Annotated in this window: 22 protein-coding genes; 6 read left to right on the top strand and 16 right to left on the bottom strand. The window is 42.1% G+C overall.

What is annotated here, in order from left to right; all coding sequences use genetic code 11:
• Positions 1 to 259 precede the first annotated feature (259 nt).
• Both RH061_RS02775 and RH061_RS02770 read left to right on the top strand, forming a co-directional pair.
• Entirely contained in the window at positions 260 to 748 is a 489-nt protein-coding gene (locus RH061_RS02775; RefSeq protein ID WP_311073779.1) for an RNA polymerase sigma factor, read from the top strand.
• Positions 745 to 1,644 carry an anti-sigma factor family protein gene (locus RH061_RS02770; RefSeq protein ID WP_311073778.1) on the top strand — a complete coding sequence of 300 codons (900 nt, stop codon included), beginning with the start codon at positions 745 to 747 and terminating at the stop codon, positions 1,642 to 1,644. The genes RH061_RS02775 and RH061_RS02770 overlap by 4 nt, the downstream gene beginning before the upstream one ends.
• Before the next feature lie 110 nt (positions 1,645 to 1,754).
• Here the strand turns inward: RH061_RS02770 and RH061_RS02765 are convergent, their stop codons facing one another.
• The 4 genes from RH061_RS02765 to RH061_RS02750 all read right to left on the bottom strand — a co-directional run bounded on the left by RH061_RS02765 (position 1,755) and on the right by RH061_RS02750 (position 6,836).
• Entirely contained in the window at positions 1,755 to 3,080 is a 1,326-nt protein-coding gene (locus tag RH061_RS02765; protein WP_311073777.1) for a 6-phospho-alpha-glucosidase, read from the bottom strand.
• 39 nt (positions 3,081 to 3,119) lie between these two features.
• A complete protein-coding gene (locus tag RH061_RS02760) occupies positions 3,120 to 4,718 on the bottom strand; it encodes a PTS transporter subunit EIIC (RefSeq protein ID WP_311073775.1) in 1,599 nt (532 codons plus the stop codon).
• Positions 4,719 to 4,840: 122 nt separating this feature from the next.
• Positions 4,841 to 5,611: a MurR/RpiR family transcriptional regulator gene (locus tag RH061_RS02755; protein WP_311073773.1), complete on the bottom strand. Its 771-nt coding sequence runs from the start codon at positions 5,609 to 5,611 to the stop codon at positions 4,841 to 4,843.
• Between the two features lie 277 nt (positions 5,612 to 5,888).
• Positions 5,889 to 6,836 carry a hypothetical protein gene (locus tag RH061_RS02750; RefSeq protein WP_311073772.1) on the bottom strand — a complete coding sequence of 316 codons (948 nt, stop codon included), beginning with the start codon at positions 6,834 to 6,836 and terminating at the stop codon, positions 5,889 to 5,891.
• A gap of 365 nt (positions 6,837 to 7,201) precedes the next feature.
• Here RH061_RS02750 and RH061_RS02745 point away from each other — a divergent pair, with 365 nt between their 5' ends.
• Positions 7,202 to 8,023, top strand: coding sequence for an STAS domain-containing protein (locus RH061_RS02745; RefSeq protein ID WP_311073771.1), 822 nt, complete (start codon positions 7,202 to 7,204; stop codon positions 8,021 to 8,023).
• An 87-nt stretch (positions 8,024 to 8,110) separates the two neighbouring features.
• On the opposite strand, the gene RH061_RS02740 is transcribed toward RH061_RS02745, so the two are convergent.
• From RH061_RS02740 to RH061_RS02700, 9 genes are all read right to left on the bottom strand, one after another.
• Positions 8,111 to 9,001, bottom strand: coding sequence for an acyl-ACP desaturase (locus RH061_RS02740; protein ID WP_311073769.1), 891 nt, complete (start codon positions 8,999 to 9,001; stop codon positions 8,111 to 8,113).
• 1,079 nt (positions 9,002 to 10,080) lie between these two features.
• Positions 10,081 to 10,686: an alpha/beta hydrolase gene (locus tag RH061_RS02735; RefSeq protein ID WP_311073768.1), complete on the bottom strand. Its 606-nt coding sequence runs from the start codon at positions 10,684 to 10,686 to the stop codon at positions 10,081 to 10,083.
• The gene (locus RH061_RS02730) at positions 10,686 to 11,630 is read right to left on the bottom strand and encodes a ring-cleaving dioxygenase (RefSeq protein WP_311073766.1); all 945 of its coding nucleotides are present in this window, start codon (positions 11,628 to 11,630) and stop codon (positions 10,686 to 10,688) included. The genes RH061_RS02735 and RH061_RS02730 overlap by 1 nt, the downstream gene beginning before the upstream one ends.
• A gap of 27 nt (positions 11,631 to 11,657) precedes the next feature.
• A complete protein-coding gene (locus RH061_RS02725; RefSeq protein WP_311073764.1) occupies positions 11,658 to 12,266 on the bottom strand; it encodes a flavin reductase family protein in 609 nt (202 codons plus the stop codon).
• A gap of 23 nt (positions 12,267 to 12,289) precedes the next feature.
• Entirely contained in the window at positions 12,290 to 13,228 is a 939-nt protein-coding gene (locus tag RH061_RS02720; RefSeq protein WP_311073763.1) for a ring-cleaving dioxygenase, read from the bottom strand.
• A gap of 42 nt (positions 13,229 to 13,270) precedes the next feature.
• Positions 13,271 to 13,666: a DoxX family protein gene (locus tag RH061_RS02715; RefSeq protein WP_311073762.1), complete on the bottom strand. Its 396-nt coding sequence runs from the start codon at positions 13,664 to 13,666 to the stop codon at positions 13,271 to 13,273.
• A 57-nt stretch (positions 13,667 to 13,723) separates the two neighbouring features.
• Positions 13,724 to 14,158 carry a MarR family winged helix-turn-helix transcriptional regulator gene (locus tag RH061_RS02710; protein ID WP_311073758.1) on the bottom strand — a complete coding sequence of 145 codons (435 nt, stop codon included), beginning with the start codon at positions 14,156 to 14,158 and terminating at the stop codon, positions 13,724 to 13,726.
• A 72-nt stretch (positions 14,159 to 14,230) separates the two neighbouring features.
• Entirely contained in the window at positions 14,231 to 14,758 is a 528-nt protein-coding gene (locus RH061_RS02705; protein ID WP_311073756.1) for a YceI family protein, read from the bottom strand.
• A 148-nt stretch (positions 14,759 to 14,906) separates the two neighbouring features.
• Positions 14,907 to 15,155 carry a DUF896 domain-containing protein gene (locus RH061_RS02700; protein WP_311073754.1) on the bottom strand — a complete coding sequence of 83 codons (249 nt, stop codon included), beginning with the start codon at positions 15,153 to 15,155 and terminating at the stop codon, positions 14,907 to 14,909.
• Positions 15,156 to 15,735: 580 nt separating this feature from the next.
• On the opposite strand from RH061_RS02700, the gene RH061_RS02695 reads away from it, so the two are divergent.
• Entirely contained in the window at positions 15,736 to 16,491 is a 756-nt protein-coding gene (locus tag RH061_RS02695) for a plasmid pRiA4b ORF-3 family protein (RefSeq protein WP_311073752.1), read from the top strand.
• 48 nt (positions 16,492 to 16,539) lie between these two features.
• Here RH061_RS02695 and RH061_RS02690 read toward each other — a convergent pair whose 3' ends face one another.
• The 3 genes from RH061_RS02690 to RH061_RS02680 form a co-directional block, all read right to left on the bottom strand.
• Entirely contained in the window at positions 16,540 to 17,349 is an 810-nt protein-coding gene (locus RH061_RS02690; RefSeq protein ID WP_311073751.1) for a cupin domain-containing protein, read from the bottom strand.
• Between the two features lie 188 nt (positions 17,350 to 17,537).
• A complete protein-coding gene (locus tag RH061_RS02685) occupies positions 17,538 to 18,317 on the bottom strand; it encodes a nitroreductase family protein (RefSeq protein ID WP_311073750.1) in 780 nt (259 codons plus the stop codon).
• Positions 18,318 to 18,362: 45 nt separating this feature from the next.
• Complete coding sequence (locus RH061_RS02680) at positions 18,363 to 18,791, bottom strand: acyl-CoA thioesterase (protein WP_311073748.1); 429 nt, start codon at positions 18,789 to 18,791, stop codon at positions 18,363 to 18,365.
• 761 nt (positions 18,792 to 19,552) lie between these two features.
• Here RH061_RS02680 and RH061_RS02675 point away from each other — a divergent pair.
• Both RH061_RS02675 and RH061_RS02670 read left to right on the top strand, forming a co-directional pair.
• On the top strand, positions 19,553 to 20,833 hold the full coding sequence (locus RH061_RS02675; RefSeq protein ID WP_311073746.1) for an MFS transporter: 1,281 nt from the start codon (positions 19,553 to 19,555) through the stop codon (positions 20,831 to 20,833).
• Between the two features lie 193 nt (positions 20,834 to 21,026).
• A complete protein-coding gene (locus RH061_RS02670) occupies positions 21,027 to 22,856 on the top strand; it encodes an alpha/beta hydrolase family protein (RefSeq protein ID WP_311073745.1) in 1,830 nt (609 codons plus the stop codon).
• Positions 22,857 to 22,975: the final 119 nt, after the last annotated feature.

Genomic DNA, 22,975 nt, shown 5'->3' with positions numbered 1-22,975 from the left:
ATTGTTAAAGATCGCTTGGTAATAAGATATTAGTTAGGATAAAGAATATATTTCACTTAAACTAGACCAATTTCATTGTGAACGATGTGGAGGAAAAATGGCCCCTGATTATTATAAAGAGATACACGGGCAGGAGTATTAACTACAGGATTTCCAATAATTATGGCAGAAGAAAAAAGACCGGGCGTATTTTGTAAAATATTTCTTATATTATTGTAAGATATTTAAGTTTATCGCGTCTTATATGTAAGGGGGGGAGATGGTGACACAGCTTGAGGATATTTATAATAAATACTTTAAAGATGTTTTTTTATATGTGTATAGTTTGTCTGGCGATCAGCATATCGCTGAAGATATCACTTCAGAAACTTTTATGAAGGCATTAACATCGCTAGACAGTTTCAGAGGGGATAGTGATATCCGTGTTTGGTTATGCCAAATTGCCAAAAACAGTTATTACTCTTACTTGCGTAAGAAAAAAAGCTTTGTAGATTTGGAGTCACTTCCAGAATCAGCAAGTGAAGACAATGTAGAACAAGAAATAACCACTTCGGAAGCGTCCATGAAGGTACATGAAATTATCCAGAATTTAAAAGAGCCTTATAAAAAAGTCTTTACGCTCCGTGTATTTGGAGAACTGTCATTTAAGCAAATTGGCAAATTGTATGCAAAAAGTGATAACTGGGCTTGTATTACTTATCACCGTGCTAGAGAAAAGATTAAAGCACGATTGGGGGATTATCGATGAAAATTAGCTGTAATATGATTAGGGATATACTGCCGTTATATGTCGAGAATATGGCAAGTCAAGATACTAGAGATCTCGTTGAAGAACATATAGCTTCTTGTGAAGACTGCAAAAAACGACTTGAAGAAATGAGGACGCTTGAAGAACTGCCAATAGATACCGATATAGCTCCCTTAAGAAATATACAAAATACATTGCGAAGGGAAAAGCTGCAAACGATTATTCTTTCAGTCATGGTAACATTGGTTTTTACATTGGTTACAATGGCTTATCTGACAGAGCCAGCATACATTTCTTATAATGAAAATGCGGTTTCGATCATTGAAAAGGATGACGGAACGGTACTTTTGAATTTTAGTGAAGAAGTCTCCGGATTCCATGTAGAACAAAATCCAGCAGCAGACAATTCAGGTTATGTCTATGATATAACTACATGGGAAACGATTTGGCACCAGAAAATAAGCAAAAACAACCTAGAAAATACTGTCTTGAACCCGAATGGAGAAACGGTCGCTTCAATCTATTATTACAATACCGATGGAAGTGAAAATATTTTAATTTATGGAGATCCAATAACAGATGGTTCTGTCATTACGTTACCTCGGCTAGTTTTAAGCTACTATGTGATATTTGCTATAGGATTTTTACTTATTTGTGGAATTGGATTGGCCATATTCCGTAAGAATGAAAAAATAAGAAATGGACTAGAAAAAATGATTCTATTGCCTATCTCCTACCTGCTTGCTCACTTAACTATAAAAGGGCTTCACTCTACAACTTACCTTGCTAGACGAGACTTTTATGCAATATTACTAGTCACAATTTCTTTATATATTGCGTTGTTAGCTGGAAGGAACCTATTAAAAAAAATATCGATCAAGAAGCCGAAACAATAAATTCACCCACTTTGGATCATTCATGTCTTCATCAACGTAGTAGAATCATAGTCTTATACCCAATAAAAAAAGCGAAAAACGCTGGCGTTTTTCGCTTTTTCTAATACTATCTAATTCAATTCCGGCCAATACCCTCTATTTGCTTCAATTAAATCGTCTAAAATCTCTTTTGCTACTTGTGCGCTTGGGACTGTTTTTGAAAGTGTCAGTGCCTGCCACAATTTTTGATAGCTGCCTTCGATATAGGCTTCGACGACTAATTTTTCGACTGTAACCTGCTGGTACATCAGGGCTCTTTGGAATGCAGGAATCTTCCCCTGGCTCAATGGCTCTGGACCATTGCTTCCAACAATACACGGTACTTCTACCATGGCATCGTCATCAAAGTTGGCGATGGCTCCGTTGTTTTCAACGATCAGCAGCATTCTTTCATGCGTGTTGAAGGCAATCGCGCGTGCAAGATCGACGACGAATGTTGCATGGGCACCCATCTCAAATTCACAGCCTTCTGCTGTACCTCTTTCAACGATAGTTCTAGCCGTTGAAAATACGGTCTTTTCTCTGCCGGCAATGACTTCATTAGCCCTGGTGAATTCCGGATTTGAATGTTCGACCACATAATCAGGATATAGGTAATATTTTAAATAGGTGTTCGGCAAGAATCTTGGGTCAACCGCCAACAGGTCTTTTGCTTTTTTATGCGTATCCTGCCAGCTTGCATCTGTATGCTGGGTGTCGACTTCTTTTTGAGTAAGATAGCCATTCTCCGCCACATAATCGCGGATTTGAGGCAGGTATTCGTTGCCTTCTTTGTCTTTTATGCTTGTCCACCAGCCGAAATGGTTCAATCCGAAGTATCGCACTTCCAAATCACTTGGCTCTTTGCCGATGATGTATGAAATCCTGCGCAGTGTTCCTACAGGCATATCACAAATGTTCAGCACCTTTGAATTTGGGCGAAGAACCCGGCAAGCTTCCGCTACAATGGCAGCAGGATTGGAGTAGTTCAACATCCAGCAGTCCGGTGAATACTTTTCCATCAGGTCAATCATTTCGACCATATCCCCGATGCTTCTCATTCCATATGCAATTCCGCCTGGTCCGCATGTTTCCTGGCCTACGACACCATGTTTTAGCGGAATTTTTTCATCTTTCTCGCGCATTTCATATTTTCCGGTACGGATATGGGCGAAACAGAAGTCAACATCCGTGAACGCTTCTTCCGGGTCAGTTGTAAAACTGTATTCTATATCTGGCGCTTTCTCCTTCATGACAATGTCTAGCGCCTCTCCCAAGACAGCCTGCCTCGCGCCGTCATTATCGTATAATTTCAACTTTCTAAGCGGGAAGCGATCCAGATTGTCCAATAGCATCATGACAATTCCCGGTGTATAGGTACTACCTCCACCTGCAATAACAACTGAGAATTTTTTCATCTTATTCATTCCCTTCTTAAAATCTGTAACTCTGAGATGTTAGTTCGTTTCTAATCCTAAAAAGCTTTCGACATCTTTGCGTATGTTGGTCACCTGCAGGCCGTAAACAACCTGGACATTTTCGTCTTTAATGATGACTCCACTTGCTCCTGTTTGTTGTTTCAGTACATCTGCGTCCACTTTCTCCGGCTGCTCTACTGTCAAGCGAAGTCTTGTGTAGCAGTTCGTAACAGTCTTAATATTCTGTGCCCCGCCTAAAGCGTCGACTATTACTGGAGCGAGTCCAACATTTCCTTGTTGTTCGGGCGTTGGCGCAGTTCCCTTACTTTTCTTTTCTTTGTAATCTTCCTTCGAATACAACTTTGTTTCTGCACCTTCATCTTCTCGTCCGATCGTTTTGAAGTTGAATTTCTGGATCAAGAAACGGAATGCCACATAATATGCTGCGAAGGACATCAAACCGATTAAGATGTAAGTCGGCCAATGTGTCTTTTCAATACCCAGCGGTACGTTAAACAGCAAGAAGTCGATCATTCCATTCGGTCCAATCGCTCTGACATTAAGCAAATCGAACAATACCATTCCTAAACCGCTCAAGACAGCGTGTACCACGAACAACACTGGTGCGACAAACAAGAATGAAAATTCGATTGGCTCAGTGACACCGGCAATGAACGATGTGACTGCAGCAGGAATTAAGATTGCCTTTGCCTTGCCTTTGTTCTCTGGCTTTGCCATATGATACATGGCCAAACATGCACCAATTAAACCGAACATTTTCGAAATACCACGCGCATCCCAAACGACGCTTGCGGAAAGCTCTTTTACATTTGGATCGATGATTTCAGCATAATAAATGTTCCTTGCCCCTTCGAATACTTGTCCGCCAACTTCGGCGACACCGCCCAGGGAGGTATACAAGAATGGTGTATAGATCAAGTGGTGCAGCCCAGTTGGGATCAACAGGCGTTCCAATGCTCCATACAGGAAGATTCCGAAGCTGCCGCTATTCTGGATTAGCGACCCAAGACCCGTAATACCTGATTGGAAAAACGGCCAGATGAATGTAAGCGCAACGGACAACAAGATAACAACTGGAATTAATACGATAAAAACAAAGCGTGATCCACCGTAAATCTGAAATGCACCTTTAAACTCTGTATCAATAAATCGATTGTGAACGATAGCGGTTACAATACCGAGAATGAGTCCCAGGAACACACCCATATCGAGGACTTGTACACCAAGGACCATGGTTTGTCCCGTCCCTTGCAATGATTCCCCTTCATGAAGAATCCCGCTGATCTGCATGAAACGATTCATGGCATTAACAAACACTAAATACCCTAATAACGAGGTAAATCCGGCGATTGCTTTTTCTTTATTCGCCAGCCCAATGGCAATACCTACGGCAAAAATGAGCCCTAAATTGGTCAAAATTGAAACCAATGATCCAGTCAGGATCGTACCGAATCCAGTGGTAATCGGATTATCCAAAAACGGGAGGACCTCCAATAGTCTTGGATTGGTAAATAAATTACCGAAAGCAATTAAAATACCTTCAATTGGCAAAATAAGTATAGGAATGAACATTGCTTTTGAAAAGCGCTGCATAGCTTCCATTATTCTCTTCTTCATTTCGCCTTCCCCTTTCCTGTGTATATATTCAATTTTTTAATAGGTTTAGAATACAATGTAAACGCTTTACCGTCGACAGGTTCAGCCATATAAAAAACGTGTTTCATGGATTGAAACACGTTTCACTGGTTCTGGTCTTTTTTGATCATCGATTCAACATATTTCTTTACGATAAATTCAAACATCAGGAGCAAACTGGGGAAAAAGCTGTTTGGCAGCATATTCCGGTCATCCAGTTTATTGTGGTCAGTAATTTTGAAGTTCAAATTTGAAAGCATAGCAATCCGATTTTCCGTTTCTTTCGTGAACGATACGGTAAAAATGTTATGCTCTTTGGCTGCTTGCAATTTGTCCAGGATCAGCTGTGTTTCCCCAGATTTTGAAATCACGACAAGAGCGCCTATATCTTCCAAATTATTTTCAAATACGCCAATAGAATCACTGCCACTTGCCACGATTGTTTTTCTTCCCAGTACCAATAATTTTTTATACAAGTACTCAGCTGCAATGGACGAAAAACCGGTAGCATAAATAAAGATATAGCGCTGACGAAGATTTAATACATTGTTAATGAATGTTTGGATCTCCTCCAACGAATTGTGGTTCAAAAAATCTTTCTCACTGATTTCAAGGTAATCCTCGATCATTCCGCTTTGCGGTAAATCAGCCTTTTTCACAAGAGGCAAAAGCTGATAATACATATCCACAAAGCCCGCATAGCCCAACTTCTTTGACAACCGGATCACCGTAGCGGGAGAAGTGAAATTCTCCTTTGCAATCCTGCGGACACCCATCTGCAAAACGTTATCAATGTTAACCACGATATACTGTACTAATTGAACTTCCAATTCCGTCAGATTCTTCCCTTGAATGATTTTGCTGATATCGATCATACTCTCACCACACTCACTTTTCTGAGTTGTCATAGGGTCATTTCTAGTGCAAATCAATCCGGCACGGAAGGGTTGTTACATGGCAGTTCCGTGTAAAACATCTCCGTTCTTCATCTGTTTAGTTAGTATAGAGCTATATTGTACCTTATCATGTCCCAGAATTGGAAGGAAGGCAGCTATCTAGAAACTAACTAGAGAAGCATAGAGACATACCATATCCTTCAAAAACTAATCATCTTCCCGTGCTCCCAAACAAAAAAAAGAGGGTTATCCCCCTTTACTCACTACTGAGCATTTCTGCCATCTTTATAGTCTGTAACTCTTTTTGAACAATGCTTATGGACGTAATACTACTCTTGGATCGCTTAGCTAATTCATCAGGCAGCTTTTGAATCTTCTTTTTAGAAGCTACTAAATCTTTTTCTAAACTTTCCACCTCAATTTTAGAGCTGACTTCATCTTCTTTCCAAAACTGAATTGCATTTAGCGTATCATTAGCCATTTCCTGTAATGAAACAAGAAGGGATTCCGCTTTGTTTACTGTAAGTAAAACACTTGAAGACAGTTCAAGAGCTTTATGAGCCTCTATAGTATAATTTTTTAAATCCTCAATCTGATAAATCAAGTTCGAGTTTAACTCTTGTTCAATTTGATATAACAGATCATTGCTTTTTTCTTTTTGATATTCTTCGAATAATAAAGTTAATTTCTTATGAGAATCACTTATCTCTTGTTGAATAACTGTTAAGTTATTCAAACGAAAAAGTATGTTATCAATTTCAGCAAGTTTAATCTGTAGAAAAGCTAAATCAGTACTTACTTTAGTTATTGCAGGATGACCAACCAAAGTGTTGACCCCTCTCACGACGGTAATTGCTGTTCCAAATCCGCCTATTGTATCCTTTATAGGGGCTAAATTTTCTTTTAACAACTCAACATTTTCAAATATTAAATCTATATCCTCATTGTATTTTTCTAGATCGCTAATTATTTTCGGCAGTTCAGTTTCTATTACTTTTAACGAATGATTCCTAGCTTCATCTACTTGGTTCTTTATAGCCTTTGGCTCTGTTGAGGTACTTACACTATTGTCGATAGCTATTTGACTGGCTAGATAGCCGGTGGATCCTGAAATTAGTATTGAGGATATAATTGTAATAGGAAACAAATATCTTTGAAGCACCGGTTTTTGGTTAGATTCCACCCTAGTCTTCTCCAGTTCCATATGCCGCTCCTTCTTCCTAAATCACGGGAATTTTTTGTGATGATAATCAATGTTGACCAGCACCCATTTTTCAATAATAAGGATATAAATGTCGAATGATCAACCTTCGATAATAATTATACGACGTTTTCTTCAATATTTAGGTTATTTATTTTAGAAACGACGTTCTAGCCTAAAGTTTTTTGTCACTTGCAATTCACGAGACAACGGAACCACCCCCTTGTAGTACAGCAGTATTTGGTGCATTTTCCCTAACCTTTGAGAATCAGAAACATTTTTCCGTTTTTTTAGGTAATTCGGTTTATAAATCCGCAGAAAGGGTAAATGATATCAGTTGTAACGTTATTACTTTGGGGGTAAGTAAATTGAATAACATAGATGATTTAAGAGAAGAAATAAAAATCTACTTTAATGATAAAGGTGAAATATTTGAAGGGAATTTGCTCTCTCAAGCAGTTAATGTTTCAGGGAAAATCACGGAGATTTTAGAAAAAGGGAACATTGACCTTTTAAAAAACGCCAGGAAGTTAATTTTCTTCATAATTGATCAAAATGAAAAAGATTTAATCGCTTTTGCAGAGGAGGAGGGAATTGCCTGGGCAGGACATTCTCTAACTCTGTCTTTAAAATTAGAATGGGTTCAAGCAATCAGAAGAACTTTTTGGCAGATAATTGGGGATATTGATGAAGAAAAGAACCTGACTGATGGAAAAAAAGATTTTTATGAAATGGAAGAATTCATAAACGAACAAATAGACCAATTTCTGAACAACTTCTTTCTCAGTTACTCAAAATATAAAGATCAAATGCTCCATAAGCAAAGAGAAATGGTCGAACATTTGTCTGTCCCAATCATTCCAGTAAGTGAGACTGTTTCAGTTCTGCCTCTAATTGGCACAATTGACTCTTTTAGAATTCGAATCATTGAAGAGAAAGTCTTAAATGAAATTGCTAACACAAGGTTCCAAAACTTAGTGATCGACCTATCCGGTGTAGCCATGATGGATAAGGATGTTATCGACTACTTCCAAAAGATCCTGACTGGTGTGGCCATGATGGGCTGCAAAGGCATTCTCACCGGACTCCGACCAGACCTTGTAAGAAAAATGGTCCATGGAGGTATTCTTTTTGAAAAAGATACAGAAACAAGAGGGACCCTTAAAGAGACTTTAAAAAATTACCTATGATGCAGGGAAAAGGCCATTTCGATGGTCTTTTTTTATTTCGACGAGACATGGGAATCCTCCCCATGTCTCCCTCGCTAATCCAACATATCACTTTGTCTTATAAAACCTGTCCCTCACTCTTTTTAAGCGGGCATGATACTTCAGGATATCAAGCCTTGCTTTTTCAGCTTCTGGCGCGATCGGCCGCAGCTTTTCAATTTCCCAGTAGTCTACAATGACATCAAGTACCTGATCAAAATACTCGAGCGGGCCGTAATTGGCTTCTTTGGCAATGATGGACATGCGGTCTTCAAAGTCAGGCATGATGGCACCAGGCATTTTGAAGTTCATGATGACATTCCCCAGGTAGTAGCAGTAATTAGGCTCCAATTGCAGATGATATTTAATGACATCCCGGTAAAAGGCATAATGCAAGGTCTCATCCTTTGCCAGGCGGCGCAGCAGGCTTGATAAATCCCGATCATGAGGACCCGCTACCTTTGCCACATTATTATAAAAGACCATGGTGGCCAGCTCCTGCAAAGAGGTATAAACCATCGTCTCAAATGGCGTATGGAAGTCAGGGTTCCAGCCATTTTCAACGGTTTGCTTATGTAGTTGGTGAAGCCGGTCTGGATTGACATTCCGAGTAATTAATAGATACGTTTCCAGCAGGTTTGAATGCTGGTCCTCTTCTGCTGTCCAGGTATGGACAAAATCCTTGATGACCGTTAAAGATCCTTTGAAGGTCTGATCCAGATAAGAAGTAAACCACGGCAGATTCACTTCCGTTAAAAGAGCTGTTTCAACAGCGGTGATAACAGATCCGGGCAGTGTCACCTGGCTTTCTTCCCAGGGAACACGCCTGAAATCCTGAGCCTTGTCCCATGGCAGAAATTCATGATAGCCCCAGTCAATTTTTTCCGCCCTCTTTTTGTGCTCCTCATATAACTCCCTGACCTTTGGTTCAAGTCTGAAATCTAAATGGTTAGTTAGCAAAGTACACCCTCCATGACGAATAAAGTTTGTTTAAAAAACCGAAATCCAATCCTGAAAACTTTTTACAACTAACTTATAGTACCTGTTACTAAATTTACTATATCATATTAACACTATAGAAAACTAAGATATAAATCCCTCTATATCATTTTGAGTCTTTTAACCTCTTTTTTGATGAGACTTGCTGAGACTTTGAGACTTGGGGACGGTTCTCGCGTCTCATCCAGGAACTGAAATAGTTATGAGAAGAGACTTTATTATTGTTCAAGTCCTTATCAGCACTAAACGACCATCATCAGCACTTTCTTGACAGCTTTTGCTTCTACACCTTCAAACCTGTCACAATAACGAGCTTTTCTTGACAGCTTTGGCCTCTGAACCTTCAAACCTGTCATAATAACGGGGCTTTCTTGACAACTTTGGGCTCTGCTCCATGAAAGCTGTCACAATAAACACCGTTTCTTGACAGCTTTGGGCGCTGTTACCTGAAAGCTGTCACAATAATCACGGTTTCTTGACAGCTTTGGGCCCTGCTACCTGAAAGCTGTCACAATAACCACGGTTTCTTGACAGCTTTGGGCCCTACCCCCTGAAAGCTGTCACAATAATCACGGTTTCTTGACAGCTTTGGGCCCTGCCACCTGAAAGCTGTCACAATAACCACCGTTTCTTGACAGCTTTGGGCCCTGCTACCTGAAAGCTGTCACAATAACCACGGTTTCTTGACAACTTTGGACGCTAGCCCCTAAAAGCTGTCACAATAACCACGGTTTCTTGACAGCTTTGGGCTCTGCTCCATGAAAGCTGTCACAATAATCACGGTTTCTTGACAGCTTTGGGCCCTGCTACCTGAAAGCTGTCACAATAAACACCGTTTCTTGACAGCTTTGGGCCCTGCCACCTGAAAGCTGTCACAATAACCAAGTTTTCTTGACAGCTTTAAGCTCTGCTACCTGAAAGCTGTCACAATAACCACACTTTCTTGACAGCTTTGGGCATCTTCCCTTTATCGTACCTATAATGCCTCTATTCATAACAAAGGGACGGTTCCCCCTAAGGAACCGCCCCCACACTTTTTATTAGAATCTCTCATGATACCACTTAGCCGCTGCTTGCACTTCCTGCTGGGTCAACTGATGCCCTCTATTCTCCCAATGAAGCTCTACATCCGCACTGGCTTTTTCCAGTAGGGACTTCAACTCTTCTGACTCCTGCGGCGAGCAGATCGGGTCGTTTGTTCCAGCCGCAATGAATACCGATGTTCCTGTCAGTTCTGGCAGGTCAATGCCCCTCCTTGGAACCATTGGGTGATGGAGAATGGCGCCTTTCAATGCATTCTGATAGTGGAATAGCAGGCTTGCTGCGATATTCGCCCCATTTGAATAGCCGACGGCAATCACATTGTCGCGGTCAAAGCCGTACTTTTCTGCTGCTTCATCAAGGAATTCATTCAATTCCTTTGTGCGGAAAATCAGATCCTGCTCATCGAAAACACCCTCCGCCAGTCTGCGGAAAAATCGAGGCATTCCGTTTTCCAAGACGTTCCCGCGGACACTTAATACTGATGCTTCATCATCGATCATTCCGGCAAGAGGCAGCAGATCCAGTTCATTGCCTCCTGTGCCGTGAAACAATAACAATGTTGGTTTTGTCGGGACCTTTCCCTTATTGAATATATGTTTCATTATTTATCTCCCTTCAAAACACGAGCTTCTACCTTTGGCAGCATTTCCTCAAATTCTTCCCGTCTTGATTCCAGCCACGATGGCAGCATCAATTTTTCACCTAAAGCATCCATTGGTTCATCCACTGTAAAACCTGGTGGATCGGTCGCTATTTCAAACAGAATGCCCCCGCCTTCGTGGAAATACAAAGCTTTGAAGTAATTCCGGTCAAGAATCTCTGTTGGATAATAGCCTTTCTCCACGAGAAGCTCTCTCCACCTTTTATGCTCCTCTTCATCCTTCGCTCTCCATGCGATATGGTGGACCGTTCCTGCTCCCATCAATCCACGGACGGACGGAGTGAGCTTGATATCGATGGTATTGCCAATCTCAGCTGCTGATTTGAACCTTAGGAAGTTTTCTTCCTGGCCAATATTCTTTAGTCCGAGGATCCCCTCCAGCACCTCTGCTGTTTTATGAGGCTGGGCCGAAATCAATGTCGCTCCGCCAAACCCTTTGATCGCAACATCAGGAGTAACTCCTCCGAAGCTCCAGCTATTTACGGGACCTTCATCTCGTTCGACCAGTTCCAGTTCCAGTCCGTCTGGATCCTGGAATTGCAAATAGTTTTCTCCATACCGGACATTCTGGATGAACCTGACGCCAAACCGTCTCAACCGTTCCTTCCAAAAAGAAAGAGAACCAGTTGGAATGACATAGCTAGTCACCCCGACCTGTCCCGTGCCGATTCGGCCTTTCTGCTGGTTCGCCCATGGAAAAAAGGTGATGACAGTTCCCGGATCCCCGCTTTCATTGGCAAAATAAAGATGATACACTTCAGGGCGGTCAAAGTTGATTGTTTTCTTCACAAGTCTTAACCCAAGTACGCCTGCATAAAAATCAATATTCCTTTGCGCATCGTTTACCATCGCGGTAATATGGTGGATACCTGCTGTTTTCTGCATTCCTCTTCACCCTTTCCTCTTGGGAGTCTACTTCGGCCTTTGTATTTCAAAAATCTCCCCGATTTTCGCGTAATAGTTTCCAGCCAGCCGGCTTACAGCAGCCAGTCCCTCCGGATCAATCCTTCCATTCTCATATATGTTTTCCTCAATATGAAACTGAACGACTTTTCCAATGATAAAATCACAGCCTGGCGTATCTCCTCCGCCTAATTCCAGCGCCTGTTCGAGCACGCATTCCATCCTGATTTTCGCTTCCTTCACACCAGGCACAGCAACCTTCACGCTGTCTGCCGGAGTTAACTTGGCCAACTGCACCTCGCTCTGATCAGAAGGCAGGCTTGCGGCAGTCTGGTTTATTTTTTCAACATTATGCTCGTCAACAATATGAACCACAAACTCTCCTGACTCAAGGATGTTCCTTCCTGTATCCTTCTGGTTCCCGCCTGACCGCTGAATGGACAAGGAAATCATCGGCGGATTGGAAGAAACAATATTGAAGTAGCTGAATGGCGCTCCATTCAATACCCCATCCTTGGACATGGTCGTGACGAAGGCAATCGGCCTGGGAATGATGCTTCCAATCAGGAATTTGTAATTGTCCCTCTCGGAAAGATCGGCAGGATTAATTGACAGCATAGTCATCATCCTCTCTGTTAGATTCAATCCAACTTTCTGACTTCAATCGGAATTAAACCTCTCTCGATTTGGCTTCGATACTGTTCATATTGCTCAGGCAGCATCAATTGTTCTCCCATTGTTTCCTGATCTTCATCATGTGCAAATCCCGGAGGATCGGTCGCAATTTCAAAAAGGATTTCCCCGTGCTCTCTAAAATAAATCGCGTTGAAGTAGTTTCTGTCCTGTACAGGAGTGACACCATATCCATTGGCTGCCACGTATTTCTGCCAATCCAGCTGGTCCTCGTCATCGACTGCTCTCCAGGCAATGTGGTGAACCGTTCCAACACCCATCACCCCGCGTCCAATTGGGGTCAACTTCAGGTCGATGACATTTCCGATGTCTGCTGAAGAACGGAAGCGGATGAAATCTCCTTCCTTGCTTACAAGCTCAAGGCCCATTACTTTTTCCAGCAGTTCAGCCGTTTTTTCCGGTTTGGTCGATAATAGAGTGGCACCGCCGAATCCTTTAATCGCCACTTCAGGTGTAACCTCACCGAAGCTCCAATCATTGAGTTCTCCTTCTTCTCTCTCAACGATCTCCAGATGAAGACCATGGGGATCATCAAATTCGAGATATTGCTCCCCAAAACGTTCCATCATTGTGTATGAAATATTGAATTTTTCCAGTCGCTTTTTCCAAAAATCCATCGCACCCTTTGGTACCACATAGGATGTCACTCCTACCTGGCCGTCACCAACGACTCCCTGGCTTGCTCCTGCCCATGGGAAGAAGGTGATGATGGTTCCCGGCTTTCCGCCTGAGTTCCCGAAATAAAGATGATACGTTTGCGGATCATCAAAATTGACCGTTTGCTTCACCATACGCAAACCCAATACACCAGCGTAGAAATCGACGTTTTCCTGAGGATGGCCAACAATTGCGGTAATATGATGAATTCCCATTGTCTTTTTGCTCATTATTTTCCACTCCTTTTAAAATCTTGATTTCAAGATAAAAGATTATAAAATCGCATCTATGGCGTATTTACCAGGTCCAATTAGCGCTAGTCCGACAGTCACAGCAATCAACGTTAAGTTATATTCATAACCATTCGCAGTGGACCACAAACCATTTGGTGCGTGCACCTTAATAATCGCCATCAGCATGGTTCCTGCAATCATCAGGGCTGCAAGTGGAGTTAAAAATCCTGCACCTAGTAATATTCCCCCAATCAGTTCAGCTAATCCCGCGAAAAGCGCCATGGTTACACCCGGCTTCATGCCGATCGAATCAAACCAGCCACCCGTTCCCTTTAATCCATACCCTCCAAACCAGCCAAAAAGCTTTTGTGCGCCATGTCCAATAAACAAAATACCAATCACCAATCTTATAATTAACAATCCTAAATCCATCATCTAATATCCTCCTGTATTTATCTCGAATTCGAGATATTTATTTAAAAAAATTTATATTCAACAGTTTTTCGCACGGTAACCGATTCTTTTTAATAATGAAATGGTCTGATTAACTTCGCCGGCATCCAGGTCCGAAAAAACCTCTTTTATTTCTAATTCATGCTGCGGGAAAATATCATCCATCAATGCTATCCCCTCAGTCGTGATCACCGCATAGGTTACGCGCCTATCCTCCGGGCACCCCCTGCGTTTCACATAGTTTTTTTGCTCCAATTTATCGATCACATAAGTAATGCTGCCGCTTGAGATCAGGACCTTTTTTCCAATCACCTGTATAGGCTGTTCCCCTCTATGGTACAAAAGCTCCAACACAGAGAATTCTGTTGGATTCAAGCCGAATTTCGCTGCATCTTTCCGAATCACTTCCTGGATGGCCTGAGCGGCACGAATGATCACTGTAACGGCTTTTAACTCATTTTTTTGCAGTTCCATTTCCATTCTCCTTGCCAATGGCCATGCTGGATTCCATACGAATCCAGCAAAACCACTAAGGTTTGAAATGATTTATTGAGCTGGGTTCACTTCTAATTCCACTTTGATTTTGATGTCTTTTCCTACTAGAACGCCGCCAGTTTCTAATGCTGCATTCCAAGTAAGACCGAATTCTTCACGGTTGATTTTTGCTTCTGCTTCAAACCCGTAAACTTCTACACCCCATGGGTTCGTGCCTTTACCGCCAAACTCCACATCAAAAGTTACTGGCTTGGTTACATCCTTGATTGTTAAATCACCAGTCACTTTGTAGTCATCACCGTCTTTTGTGATGCTAGTGGATTTGAAATCCATCGTCGGGTTATTCTCAACATCGAAGAAGTCTGCTGATTTCAAGTGATTGTCACGGTCTTCATTGCGTGTGTCAATGCTGGCAACATCAATTTTAAATGCGATTGAAGCCGTTGTTAAATCTGTCAGGTCTGCTGCTTCAACATCTGCTGTGTAAGATTCAAATTGGCCTTTCACCTTTGATACCATCATATGTTTTACTTCAAATCCAATTGCTGAGTGTGCTTGATCCACTGTCCATTTTGCCATTTTAAAATTCCCCCTGTTTTTTATCTCGATTTCGAGATATTAATTTAAAAAAATATTATCTTGAATTCATTTATTTTTAATTCGAGATAAATTTAACATGAAATCTATTGTAGTGTCAATAACTAATTTCCTGACGTATTGTCAATAACTAATTTCCTGACGACCAGATTGCCTTCTTTCTATTCCTCGCCTGTTCCGTTCGCAATTTTTCAGGAGTCACATCTGCTCCTTCAGGGTCAACAACCGTTGTGTTCAACAGAAGCTCCTGCATCGAACCGCGGAAAATTTCCAGGTACTTTTGCCGCAATGTTTTCATTTCAGCGATTTCACTCTCTGTTAATCCCTCATTCTTTTTCTTTTGAGCAAGTTCATTGATCCTCTTTAAAATATCCTTCATTCTTCCCCTCCTCTGCGCTGAGTAACTTATCTTGAATTAAAGTATCTTGAATTAAGGATAACTGATTTTTTTTCCTTTGTCAATGCCTGTTATCATTCATGGACGATTTTGATGTAGCTTTGCAAGTTCATAAGCGGAGATTTTCCGGCTATTGTTCATAGAGGGTGCTGAATGAGGTCAAATAAGAGGAGAGATTCCGGTTAACTGATGAAAATAAGACAAAATTCAGCGATTTGGATGAAATAGACGGAAAAACGACCCTTATTTTTAGGAAAATTAGAGTTCTTTCCAATTTAAGCGGAATTCTTCCGTTTATTTTTCAGATGGGAGTGATACCATAGAATTCTCACGCCTCCCTCCTGGTCCTGTTAAAAATAGGCCCTGATTCTCTCCGGAACACCAGACCCTCCCCTTGTCTATCTATCAGACATGGTGCGCCCACTAGCTGCTATCTCCCCGAGTTTTCTATCTCCATCTCCCTTTTGAATGGCGTAGAATAAGAAACCATTATATTCTATAACTAAGAATATAATGGTAAATAACCATCTTTGTTGCAGAAACAATACAGAGGAGGCCGAATATGAACAAACAAGAGCTTCTGAAAGATTATTTGCTGAACATCCGCTCATTAGATTCATTCAAGAATCTTAGTCCTTCCGTCCAGAAAGAGCTGGACCAACAACTTCGTAAAATTGAATCGATGCTTCCGGAGCTGGATGGTGAACCCGAAAGGAAAACTTGGAAGCGAATCGGCAGAGCCAGCAAAAAAACGGACACTTATCAATTGAAAGTTTCCTTAAAAGGGGCACGGCCGCCTATTTGGCGGAGGATCCTGGTCCCAGCAAACATCAAATTCCATAAGCTGCATGAAGTGATCCAAGCCGCCATGGGTTGGGATAACGATCATTTATACAGTTTTGAAATCGACAATGTCCTTATTGAAGTTCCCGAATCCGAAGACGAATTCGGTTTCTTCCTCCCTAGTTTCCGTGAAAAAGCAGACTCCAAGAAAGAACAGCTAAACAAATGGATAACCGGGTTAAAGTTCAAATTCACTTATACCTATGATTTCGGCGATAATTGGGAGCATACCATCCTGGTTGAAAAAATTGAAGAGAGTCCCCAAAAGCTTGAACATCCCGTTTGCCTGACAGGAAAACGAGCCTGTCCACCTGAAAACTGCGGAGGCATCTCTAAGTACCAGTCACTCGTGACTAAGGACGGACAATCACATCCAGAATGCGAGGAAGATTTCTTTAAATTTAACGATGACTTTGATCCCGAAGAATTCGATTTGAAAGAAGTCAATGCACGGTTAAAAACGATAAGATTATGAAAAAGTGAAGCAAAGGGAAGTACCCTTTGCTTTTTTCATGCCTCATCCCTACATATTCTTGCTCGCCTGAAGAAGCTTCGATTCTCCTGTACGCTCCCATTCTTCAACTGTTTCATAGGCTTTTTCAGGAGTGTATCCCTTCCCTACCAGGACGCCCATTAGGATGAATTCTTGAAGAATATGCGTAGCATTGATCCCTCTTTTCACGTCCTCTAATCCTTCCTGCACTAAAAACTCCGTGTGCTGAACCCATTCATCTGGAGTCTTGCCAAAAACAACGGTATTTCCATTGCCGTTACCTCCGCCTTCACTCGCCATGGCATCGGCTTTCGTCACGTGGACAGTTCCGAATGGATGGTTAGGAGGCGCATAGATGGAGTAAAGCTTCAACGGAGTATTTCCGGTATTAGTCACATTATGCCATGTTCCGGCTGGAATCATGATCGCAGAATCGTCCACGACTGGGCTTTGAAAGGTCAGGTTTTCTTTACTCTGGCCCATCTGAACCATCCCCTGGCCTTGCTCTATCCGTAAAAATTGATCCACATCAGGATGCATTTCCAAACCGATATCACCGCCAACATCGATGCTCATTAACGTGACTTGTAAATGCGTTCCTGTCCATAACGCCGTACGATATGTGCTGTTTTGCTTTGTCGCTTCATTGATGTTCACCACATATGGATTGGGCCCATAATCCGCTAAAGGAATCATTCCATTCCCGTTAGGATAGCGGTATCCAAGATAACCGTTCACCTGCTGCGCTCCATAAGGGTAGGCCCACTGACCAGACTGTCTTCCATCATAATAACTCGGTCCATAATATGGATTAAAATAACCATTTGGAACATAGTACATTTTTGTCTATCCCTCCCCAGTTAATCAGAATATCCTATGCAATTGGTTTGGGTGATGTACTTAACAGATAGGTTGCAGGAGACACTGGGACGGTTTTTCTATAGCGCATTTAATAATTAAAAACGTCTTAACCTAGTGAAATCAACAGGTTGAGACGCTTTTTATCAGATGGTATTTCATTTTGTTTTTCATTCATTATTCATGAAGTTTTGTCTCTCTAGATAGTTCAGCACTGTTTGTGAAAATCCCTGATGCGATTCCTTCGTATACTTGGCCTTCGTATAAATCTGCGCCAGATTTTTCAGTCCTAATTCTTCTGTCATTTCTTTAAGTTTTGGGACGGCCATGTAGCGGTTCCATCCCTTTTCGTTACGATCTTGATAGATTTCCTGAATCTCTTCATCTGAATAATCCTGATACTGATCGTAGTGAACAAGCCCCTGCATTGGCAGCCGGTCACGCGGGGCAGGGTTTTCCGCTGGATAGCCTAATGAAAAACCAACAACGGGTACGACATTTGGCGGTAAGTTCAGCAGTTCACCAATTTGATCACAATTTGCAAGCGTAGAGCCCATATAGCAAATGCCCAGTCCCTCATTTTCAGCTGCCAAAGCACAGTTTTGTGAGGCCAGGGTTGCATCAATCGCCCCAATCATGAAGCTCATATAATTATCAAAATGGACAGGTGCATCATTGAGCGCAAGCCATTTTCTCATTCTATTAAAATCTGCACAAAAAGTTAGAAGGATAGGAGCATCAACAACCATCGATTGCTCCATATGAGCATTGTATAACTTTTTCTTAAGTTCTTTGTCTTTCGTGACAATGATCGAATAGGTTTGCATATTGCCACTTGAAGAGGCACGAATACCCGCCCCTAAAATTTTGTTGAGCAATTCTTGACTGATTTCCCTATCTTCATATTCCCGAATCGATCGGTGCCCATGGATCACATCATTCAATTCCACAATAATCACTCCTAAGTATCGGGATGGTTCCGCCCGTCCCCGCGTCTATTTTTCTATTTCCACTAAATACTGCTTTAATTGCCCTTTTGTTTCAGAGGAAAGTGGCGCAGACTTTCTAGTGTGCTCGTCCATTTGCACGATGACAGTTTCGGCCACCGCAGCAAGCTTTCCATTTTGATAGATTCCCTGAAATAATGAAAAAGAACTGTTGCCAACTCTTGTGATGGCACTGCCGATTTCCACTGTCCCAGGCCATCGTATTTCAGAAAGTAAATCCAGCTTCAGACTAGCTATGACAAACGAGGCGTTTTCAGCATGCAGCGGCTCCTTTGCATACAGAAGCTCCGTTCTCCCCGTTTCCAGGAAGGTTGAAAACAATGCGTTATTTACATGTCCCTGCCGATCCGTATCTGCATACCTGATCTTGTCATATGCCTTTAATGGAAAATCTTCATATTCCGGTCTCACCTGCATCACCATCATTCCTCCTGCATCTATGCTTCTAGCGTCATTTCCTGCTAGATACATTCTTCAACAAATTAAACGATAAATCCTTCTTCAAAACGCCATTACTAAATATCTTGGATTTAGGCTCGGTCCATTTTTTTAGCTGTATAACAGCACTAAAGCGTCAGCATTGGCACTTTCTTGACAGCTTTGGGCTCTGAACCTTGAAAGCTGTCACAATTACTGCTTTTTCTTGACAGCTTTGGGCCCTGAACCTTGAAAGCTGTCACAATAACTGCTTTTTCTTGACAGCTTCGGGCTCTGAACCTTGAAAGCTGTCACAATAACTGCTTTTTCTTGACAGCTTTGGACTCTGAACCTTGAAAGCTGTCATAATTACTGCCTTTTCTTGACAGCTTCGGGCTCTCCAACCGGAAAGCTGTCACAATAACCACGCTTTCTTGACAGCTTCGGGCTCTCCAACCGGAAAGCTGTCACAATAACCACGCTTTCTTGACAGCTTCGGGCTCTGAACCTTGAAAGCTGTCATAATTACTGCTTTTTCTTGACAGCTTCGGGCTCTCCAACATGAAACCTGTCACAATAACGGCGTTTGAAAGCATAGGGACGTACCTTATGCTCCCAGAATAAATGATTTGAATAGAAGCACTTTAGTCGCCATAGCTGATAAAAAGAAAACGTGAAGAAACACGCTGTTTCAGTAAGTTATCATGACCTTAACTGACTATCCATATATATAGTGTAAAAGCCAACGGGAGTAGAAATCATTGGACAAACAAAATAGCAGGTTTCGGTGGGTTGTATTTGTTTCCGTGTTGTTGACGTACTTATTATTGTCGAGCCAGCGAACGGCTCCGGGGTTGATTACAGAGCAGGTGATGAAGGATTTTCAAGTAACAGCCACAACGATTGGATTACTAACGAGTATCCAATTCTTTGTTTATACGAGTTTGCAAATTCCAATGGGGATTTTGGCTGATCGGTTCGGGCCCAATTTTTTTCTAATCATAGGTGCAATCGTTACTGGGTTAGGCACAATCATTTATAGTCTTGGGACACATGAGGTTGTCCTGTTTTTCGCCAGGATCCTTACGGGTATTGGAGATGCGACTATTTGGGTCAACTTGGTTTTGATTTTAAGCCATTGGTTTAAAGTGAAGGAATTCGTTCGATTAATTGGGATCGCAGGAATGACGGGAAGCCTTGGATTCCTTCTAGCAACTGTCCCTTTCTCCGCTTGGATTGACTTACTTGGCTGGAGAGCAGCATTTTTTTCTGCCGGCATAGCGTTATGTTTAACCGGAATTCTTCTTTACATAGTACTGGTAAAAAAACCAAGACAACTCTTTCCTAATGAAACCGTAACTGTAAAAGATGAAATCCAACATCAAAACATTTCAACGTTACTGAAAAGAATCGTTATGAATCGGCAGGCATGGGCTTTATTCTTCTGTCATTTTGGCGTTGTTGGCGGTTATGTGGGCTTTATTAGTTCATGGGCAGTCCCGTATGGGATGAATATGTACGACCTGACTCGGTCAGATGCCAGCCAACTAATCATGGTTGGTCTTATAGGAGCACTTATAGGGGCCCCGCTAACCAGTTGGATTGCAAGTCGTCTAAAAACAATTAAACGTCCTTATGTCACTGTTCATTTTATTATTTTCACAAGCTGGTCTGCCTTCCTTTTCTTTAAAGGAAATCCTCCACTTTTCATGCTCATTTTGCTTTTCTTCATCATCGGCTTTGGGTTTGGAGCAAGCGCTTTAACTTTTGCCGTCGTTCGTCAATCCTTTCCTATTAAGGAATCTGGCATTGTATCTGGCTTTGCGAATACCGGTGGATTCCTGAGTGCCGTTTTATTGCCAGTATTTTTCGGAAAGGTATTGGATCATTTCCAGTCTGTCTCAGGCAGCATGACGGAAGGCTATTTCTATGGTTTCATCATTCCAGTCATCTTTTCCCTGATTGGCTTGTTTGGAGTGAGTACGATTGAGGAAATACGTCATCGTGAATCGGCAGAATTAGAATCCTCCCGTTTAAAATAAATGCCCCAAAATATAATGAACGCGACTACCGGACTTGGGTGGATCCATAAGTGAGCTGGATGGTTTACTAGAGTCATTTTCTGCTAGATACACGTTTGGCGCCGGGACCCACCCTTATCACAGCAATCTTTAAAAAGGTTTTTATAGATATTCAGCGAATTCTTAATGTAATGGAAAGGAGATGGAAAAAATTATGGTTAAAGAGACTAAGGCTACGGAAGTGAAGCGCTACACAATACAGCAGTTTTATGGATCAGAATCGATTACTGGTAATTCGATTTCAGCTGATGGAAGGAAAGTCTTGTTTTCAGGAGACAAGACAGGGATTTACAACGCGTATTCTGTGTCAGTTGAAGACGGTGTGAGGACACAGCTGACTCATTCTGAGGATAATGCCGTTCTTGTCGCAGGCTACTTTCCACATGATGACCGCTTTTTATTTTTAAGCGATAAGGGCGGGAATGAAATCCTACATATTTATGTGAAAAATGAGAATGGAGAAGAGGTTGACCTCACTCCAGGGGAGCATGAGCGTGCGGAATTTTATGGCTGGAGTCAGGACGGAAAAAGCTTTTTCTACGGCTCCAATAAGCGGAATCCTAGTTACATGGACGTCTATGAAATGGATATTGCCACTTATGAACCTACTTGTATTTTTACGAATGATGAAGGATATGAATTTGGGTCCATCTCTCTAGATAAGCGGTATATTTCCTTAGGAAAAGTGAACAATGCCAATGATTCCAATGTTTACATTTTTGACGTGCAAACCGAGAAGCTTCTGCATGCCACCCCGCATGAAGGGGATATCCAGAACATCCCACAAGCATTCTGCAGGAATTCCGAGAATCTTTATTTCCTCGCTGATGAAAATGAAGAATTCCTCTATCTGAAAAAGTATCATATTTCTACAGGTGTAACAGAGGATGTTGTGAAGGAAAATTGGGATATCATGTTCACGCGCTTCTCCAAACAGAATACCTATATGGTTTATGGGGTGAACCAGGATGCCAGTACGGTCGTGAAGGTTCTTCATATGAGCACTGGAGAATATCTGGACCTGCCACAACTTCCCGAAGGGCAAATTTCGGACTTGAAATTTTCAGCAGATGAGAGTCTAATGACCTTCTTGTTTAATGGCCCGAATTCGCCCACTAATTTATATAGCTACGAGCTTGGAACTTCTCAATTAAAACAGCTCACACATACCCTTAACCCGGAGATCAGCCAGGCAGACTTGGCAGACGCAGAAGTGATTCGCTATCCTTCTTTTGATGGATTGGAGATCCCGGCCATTTATTACCGGCCAAACGTGAAGGCCGGCGAAAAGGCTCCAGCACTTGTCTTTGTCCACGGAGGTCCCGGCGGGCAGTCAAGAACGGATTACAATCCGCTGTTCCAATACCTCGCCAATAACGGCTATGCTGTATTGGCAGTCAATAACCGCGGCAGTTCGGGGTACGGCAAAACGTTCTTTAGCGCAGCCGACCTGAAGCACGGGGAAATTGACCTTGAGGACTGTATCCAGGCCAAGAGGTTTTTGAGGGAACAGGCTGATATCGATGGAGAAAAGATCGGCATCATCGGCGGAAGCTACGGCGGCTATATGGTTCTTGCCGCGCTGGCATTCAGGCCTGATGAGTTCAATGTCGGGGTGGATATCTTTGGTGTCTCGAACTGGGAACGCACGCTGAAAAGCATTCCGGCCTGGTGGGAAAGCTTCCGTGATGCCCTTTATAAAAAAATCGGAAACCCGTTTACACAGACAGAATACATCCGGAGCATCTCTCCATTGTTCCACGCGGACAAGATCAACAAGCCGATGATTGTTTTACAGGGAGCAAATGACCCTCGTGTACTGAAGGTCGAATCCGACGAAATCGTGGCCGCATTAGAAAAGAACAATGTACCGGTAGAATATATCGTCTTCCCTGATGAGGGACACGGATTTATGAAAAAAGAAAACCGGATAAAAGGCTACCAGGCTGTACTGGACTTTTTAGAACAATATTTAAAACGATAATGCTCAAAAAAATCGTCTGGAGTAACTTCCAGGCGATTTTTCAGTACAGAGGCACAAGGACGTTTCTTGCCGACCCGAAAGAGCATAGGCTTCAAAATTGCCACCGACTCTCCAATAAA

Source organism: Mesobacillus jeotgali, assembly GCF_031759225.1.
Classification (GTDB): Bacteria; Bacillota; Bacilli; order Bacillales; family Cytobacillaceae; genus Mesobacillus; species Mesobacillus jeotgali_B.
This window is presented reverse-complemented; position numbering and strand designations above follow the sequence as displayed.